General features: G+C 70.4%; 6 protein-coding genes. 3 read left to right on the forward strand and 3 right to left on the reverse strand.

Translation table 11 applies throughout. The annotated features are described in order from the left end of the window. Positions 1-42 precede the first annotated feature (42 nt). Entirely contained in the window at positions 43-1767 is a 1725-nt protein-coding gene (locus tag CCN72_RS28830) for an acyl-CoA dehydrogenase family protein (protein WP_086810858.1), read from the forward strand. Positions 1768-1825: 58 nt separating this feature from the next. On the opposite strand, the gene CCN72_RS28835 is transcribed toward CCN72_RS28830, so the two are convergent. After that, entirely contained in the window at positions 1826-2620 is a 795-nt protein-coding gene (locus CCN72_RS28835; protein ID WP_244174513.1) for an alpha/beta hydrolase, read from the reverse strand. A 226-nt stretch (positions 2621-2846) separates the two neighbouring features. On the opposite strand from CCN72_RS28835, the gene CCN72_RS41445 reads away from it, so the two are divergent. Next, complete coding sequence (locus CCN72_RS41445; RefSeq protein ID WP_086810860.1) at positions 2847-3863, forward strand: Lrp/AsnC family transcriptional regulator; 1017 nt, start codon at positions 2847-2849, stop codon at positions 3861-3863. 155 nt (positions 3864-4018) lie between these two features. Then, positions 4019-4693 carry a hypothetical protein gene (locus CCN72_RS28845; protein WP_158101431.1) on the forward strand — a complete coding sequence of 225 codons (675 nt, stop codon included), beginning with the start codon at positions 4019-4021 and terminating at the stop codon, positions 4691-4693. A gap of 124 nt (positions 4694-4817) precedes the next feature. Here the strand turns inward: CCN72_RS28845 and CCN72_RS28850 are convergent, their stop codons facing one another. Both CCN72_RS28850 and CCN72_RS28855 read right to left on the reverse strand, forming a co-directional pair. After that, a complete protein-coding gene (locus tag CCN72_RS28850) occupies positions 4818-5153 on the reverse strand; it encodes an antibiotic biosynthesis monooxygenase family protein (RefSeq protein WP_086810863.1) in 336 nt (111 codons plus the stop codon). A gap of 81 nt (positions 5154-5234) precedes the next feature. Beyond that, on the reverse strand, positions 5235-5732 hold a 498-nt coding region (locus tag CCN72_RS28855), incomplete at its 5' end, for a DHHA1 domain-containing protein (RefSeq protein ID WP_244174515.1).

The raw sequence follows: 5732 nt of genomic DNA on the forward strand, positions 1-5732 counted from the left end.
CCCGAATCCCACCCGCCCACCAGCCGAAAGGCGCCCTCACCCATGGCTGACCAGCTGCTGCTCAACCCGCGCACCTACTACCCCGCGCACTTCGACCCCGAGACGCGCCGCCTGCTGCGGGCCACCGTCGACTGGTTCGAGGAGCGCGGCAAGCGGCGGCTGATCGAGGACTACCGCAGCCGCGCCTGGCTCGGCGACTTCCTCGCCTTCGCGGCGAAGGAGAACCTGTTCGCCACCTTCCTCACCCCGTCGTCCGCCGCCGGGCAGGGCGAGCCGGACAAGCGCTGGGACACCGCCCGGATCGCGGCGCTCAACGAGATCCTCGGCTTCTACGGCCTGGACTACTGGTACGCCTGGCAGGTCACGATCCTCGGCCTCGGCCCGGTCTGGCAGAGCGACAACGCCGACGCCCGCGCCCGCGCCGCCGAACTCCTCGACGAGGGCGAGGTGTTCGCGTTCGGCCTCTCCGAGAAGACCCACGGCGCCGACATCTACTCCACGGACATGCTGCTGGAACCCGCGGCCGACGGCGGCTTCCGGGCCACCGGCTCCAAGTACTACATCGGCAACGGCAACGCCGCCGGACTCGTCTCCGTCTTCGGCCGCCGCACCGACGTCGAAGGGCCCGACGGCTACGTCTTCTTCGCCGCCGACAGCCGCCACCCCGCCTACCACCTGGTCAAGAACGTCGTCGACTCCTCGAAGTTCGTCAGCGAGTTCCGCCTGGAGGAGTACCCGGTCGCCGCCGAGGACGTCCTGCACACGGGCCGCGCCGCCTTCGACGCCGCCCTCAACACCGTCAACGTCGGCAAGTTCAACCTGTGCACCGCCTCCATCGGCATCTGCGAGCACGCGATGTACGAGGCCGTCACCCACGCCCACAACCGCGTCCTCTACGGCCGCCCCGTCACCGACTTCCCGCACGTACGGCGCGAGTTGACCGACGCGTACGTCCGGCTGGTCGGCATGAAGGCGTTCAGCGACCGCGCGGTGGACTACTTCCGCAGCGCGGGCCCCGACGACCGCCGCTACCTCCTCTTCAACCCGATGACGAAGATGAAGGTGACCACGGAGGGAGAGAAGGTCATCGACCTGATGTGGGACGTCATCGCCGCCAAGGGCTTCGAGAGGGACAACTACTTCGCCCAGGCGGCCGTGGAGATCCGCAGCCTGCCCAAGCTGGAGGGCACGGTCCACGTCAACCTGGCGCTGATCCTCAAGTTCCTGCGCAGCCACCTCCTCGACCCCGCCGACTACCCCGCCGTACCGACCCGCCACGACGCGAAGAACGACGACTTCCTGTTCCGGCAGGGCCCCGCCCGCGGCCTGGGCTCGGTGCGCTTCCACGACTGGCGGCCCGCCTTCGACACGTACGCGCACCTGCCCAACGTGCGCCGCTTGCGCGAACAGGCCGACGCGCTCTGCACGTTCGTCGCCACCGCCGCTCCCGACGCCGAGCAGAGCCGCGACCTCGACCTCGTCCTCGCGGTCGGCCAGCTCTTCGCCCTCGTCGTGCACGGTCAGCTCGTCCTGGAGCAGGCCGCCCTGACCGGGCTGGACACGGACGTGCTCGACGAACTCTTCGCCGTCCTCGTACGGGACTTCTCCGCACAGGCCGTCGAACTGCACGGCAAGGACTCGGCAACCGAGGAACAGCGCGCCTGGGCCCTCGACGCGATCCGCCGCCCCGTCACCGACCAGGACCGCACGGCCCGGGTCTGGCAGCAGGTGGAGGCGCTGTCCGGGTCGTACGAAATGGCCCCGTAGGCCCGGCCCGAGGCATGCCGGTACCGCCGCACCCCACGGGGGCGGCGGTACCGGCGTGTCAGGGAACCCGCGGAGCCAGATGCTTCTCCAGGAACGAGAGCTCCGCGGCGACGGCCTGTTCGTGCGACTCCAGGAACGGGGCGTAATGGCGGCCCGTCAGATGAACCACCTCGGCCGCCGGCGCTTCCCCGGCCGCCCGGACCGCGGGCGCGGGAAGCGCGCTCCGGTCCTGGTCGCAGACGACCACCAGCAGCGGGCAACGGATGCGGGAGGCATGGCGGCCGGGCCGGTACCCGCCGAGCCGCAGCACGATCCGCGCGGCGACCGTCTGCTCCCAGCCGGTGTGGCGACGGCCGGGATCCAGCGCCCGGTCACCGTCCAGGGCGTCGGGCGTGGTGAGCGAGGCGACCGAGCCGCGCGCCCCGGCGGTCGGGACCAGCAGCGGCGGCCGTCCGACCAGGCCCCCGAGCGCGTCCGCGACACCTCGGCCGAACAGGCGGAGCGCCGCGCCGGGCGTCATGGAGCGCAGCGCGTGGGGAGCGACCGCGCGACCGTCGACCAGCGGGGTCTGCGCGATCGCGCAGGCCAGTCGCAGGTGGTCGGCCGCGACCCGGAAGACATGGCCGCCCGCGAGGGAGAAGCCCCACAGCGCGATCCGGTCCGGGTCGACGTCGGGCAGCGTGGCCGCGCACTCGATCGCGGCGTGCCAGTCGGCGATCTGCTCGTCGAAGCGGACGATCTGGCGCGGCGTGCCACCGCTCGCCCCGAACCGCCTGTGGTCGAAGGCGAGGACCGCGAAACCGGCCTCGTGGAACCTCGCCGCGAACTGATCCGTGGCCGGTTCCTTCGTCACCGAGGTTCCCCCGGCCATGATCACGCAGCCGCCGTTGGACCCCGGATAGTGCCAGGCGGAACACGCGGTGTCGCCGCTGGCGAAGCGTACTTCTCTCCGTTGCTGCAATGCGGGCACATGGACCTCCATGGGTGAATTCGCCGATCTCGGGAGATGCCGTCCATGCTCGGCGTGAATTCCCCGAATCGGGCTCCGCACAGCGCCGGAATGGGCGAAACTTGCCGCCATGGCACGCGCGTCGGCGGATTCCGTACTGAGCCACACCGATCAGCGGCTGGTGGCCGTCCTTCAGTGGGACGGCCGCATCACCGCGGAGCGGGCGGCCCGCGTGCTGGGGCTCAGCCCCGTCACCGTGCGCCGCCGACTGCACGCGCTCGGCGCCGACGGCACCGTGCGTGTGGTGATCTCGCCGGTCGCGCGACCGCGCGACGGCGGCGCGGCCGGGGCCCTGTTCCTGCGCATCCGGGTCCTGCGGGGGAGACTCGACACCATCGTGGCCGCGCTCGCGGCGCGCGAGGACATCCCGTTCATCGACGTCACCACCGCGGGCGACGAGATCTTCGCCGTCGCCCGCACCGAGCCGGGTTCACGCGACCCGCTGGTCTTCCGCCAACTGCCCTCCACCCAGGCGGTGACGTCCCTGGAGAGTGCCACGATCCTGCACGTCTTCCGGCTCACCTCCGAATGGCGCCACCACGTGCTGACCGAGACGGAACGCGCCGCGCTGGCCCCGCCCGAACCGGCCCCCGGGGCGACCGCTTCGGACCCCTCGGGCCCGTACGGCGTCGACACCGATGCCCTGGAACAGTCGCTCCTCGACGCCCTCACCCCGGACGCGCGCCTGACCTCGGCGACCCTGGCCGCGCGCACCGGCCACCCGGAGAGCACGGTGCGCCGCCGCCTCACCCGGCTGACCGCCCAGGGCCGGCTGGTCACCCAGGTCCTGGTCGATCCGTGCCGCCTCGGGCTGCCCATCGAGGCCAAGCTCCTGCTGCATGTGGCCCCCGACCATCTGGCCACCGCCGGCCAGGCCCTGGCCGACCACCCCGCGGTGCACGGCGCGTTCGCGACCTCGGGACCCTCCAACCTGCACGCGGCCGCGTACTTCCCGGACCTGACAGCCCTCTACGGCTTCCTTTCCCGGGACTTGGTCGGCCTCGGCATCACCCACGTCGAGACGGCCATCGTCAGCCACGCCGTCAAACGCACCCCCGAGCCACTCCGACCGATCCTGTCGAGTTGAACCCCGTGTCCCTCCATTCGGCCCCATCTCCCTGCAGTGTCGCTTCGCCCGTGTAACTCTCCTCTCGCGGGGGTGCCGATTTTCGGCAATGCGGAAACGCCAACGGAATTCGCACCGTACCGGGGGTGCGGCGCCGACATGGAATGGAGCACAGCATGCGCAGGAATCCCGTCGCCTTTGCGGTCAGAAACTCCCTCACGCTGGGAGCTGTGACCGCCGTGGCGCTCTCCGCCGTCGGACCCGTGGCGATAGCCCACGCGGCGCCTCGGCCGTCGTACACCGTGCTGCCGGCCTCCGGGACAGAGGCTTCTCTTCCCCCGGTGCTGGCCGATGTGGAGGCGCTGGACGAGCCGATCCTGAGTCTTGTGTCGCTTGAGGGAACCGAGGGGAGCCTCCCGGCCGCGCTCGCCAATGTCCTCCCCTCGGAGGTGACCGCTTTCTTCCTGGAGCTGACCGATGAGGACAAGAGCGTTCTCAAGGATCTGGCTTCGAAGATCCAGCAATTCAACAACGAGGACGAGCTGCTCGCCGCGCTCAAGGAGAAGTCGCCCAAACTGTACGAGAAAGCCGTGGAGCTCCGGAACCTCATCAAGGAAAAGATCGATTCCCTCAAACCGGAGGCGAAGGCGTTCGTCCAGTCGATCATCGAGAAGGTCAGGAGCCTCCACCCCATCGGGGACGAAGCGCCCGACCCGGCCAAGCTCCGAGAAACGGTCCAGGAGATCGTGGCCCAGTTCAACGCACTGTCAGGCGAGGCGAAGAGCGACCTCGCGGAGACCTTCCCCAAGCTGGCGTCACTGATCCTTCTCCAGCCGCTCCAGGGAAGCTGAGCGGGCTCGACGGCAGCGGCGTACAGCCCGCGCCGACCACGGTTGCGGGCTGTCGCCCGTTCTGAGACCGGAAGCCAGCGGATCCGCTCGGGCGAGGCACCCCGGTGCCAGTCCGTCATCGAGTTCAGTCGCGCGGATGGACCGACTCGACCGAGAAAAGCCGTGGTTGCACGTCTGTCGCGATCTTCGCCGCCTGGTCCATGTGGACGCGGGCCTCGATGTTCTCGAGCATCGCCCGGTAGTGCTCCTCGGTCTCCCACTGGGCGTAGTTGATCACGCGTTCCCCGTCGAGGGAGGCGTGGAAGTTGGCGCACACGAAGCCGGGTTGGCGCTTCATCGTCTCCTCCGTGGCGCGGGCGAGCAACTCGATCAGCTCGTACTGCCGGTCGGGGGAGACCGTGAAGACGTTGATGAGGGTGGCCACGGGGCGGGTCGTGTCGACCTGAACGGTAACAGTCATGTGGTGATAACTCCCCTTACCCGAGGTGGGGTTGTCGCGTTGGTCGACTCTTTCGCCCGAACGGAGGCCAGCCGCAAGTCATCAGCGCTCGGAGAGAGTTGTCGGCACGGCCTCCAGGACGTCTTGCAGACGGTCCGCGGACATACCGCCGCCCTGGGCCAGTTGGGCCGATCCGCCGCCCTTGCCGTTCAGGAGCCGCTTGACCAGCCGCGCCGCGTGCAGCCCCGACGCCTTGGCGGACGCGTTGACAGCGGCCACCAGGTTCGCCCTGCCGCCGGAGGCCGTGCCGATGACCACGACTCCAGGGCGCTCCGCGGGAAGCAGGTCGCGGACGGTGACGGCCAGGGTCCTGGCGCCGTCCGTGCCGTCGTCCGTGGTCGCGGTGACCACCAGGACTCCGCCCGAGTCCCGTGCCCTGCCCGCCAGTTCGGCGGCGCGTATGCGCGTGGCGGCCTGCCGCAGCCGCTGGTTCTCCCGGTCGGCCGACCTCAGCCGCTCCAGCAGTCCGGCGATGCGGTCGGGGAGTTCGGCGCGCGGTGCCTGTATGCACGCTCGTCGCCCGCGGCCACGGCGCCGCCG

Source organism: Streptomyces murinus, assembly GCF_002154555.1.
Classification (GTDB): domain Bacteria; phylum Actinomycetota; class Actinomycetes; order Streptomycetales; family Streptomycetaceae; genus Streptomyces; species Streptomyces murinus.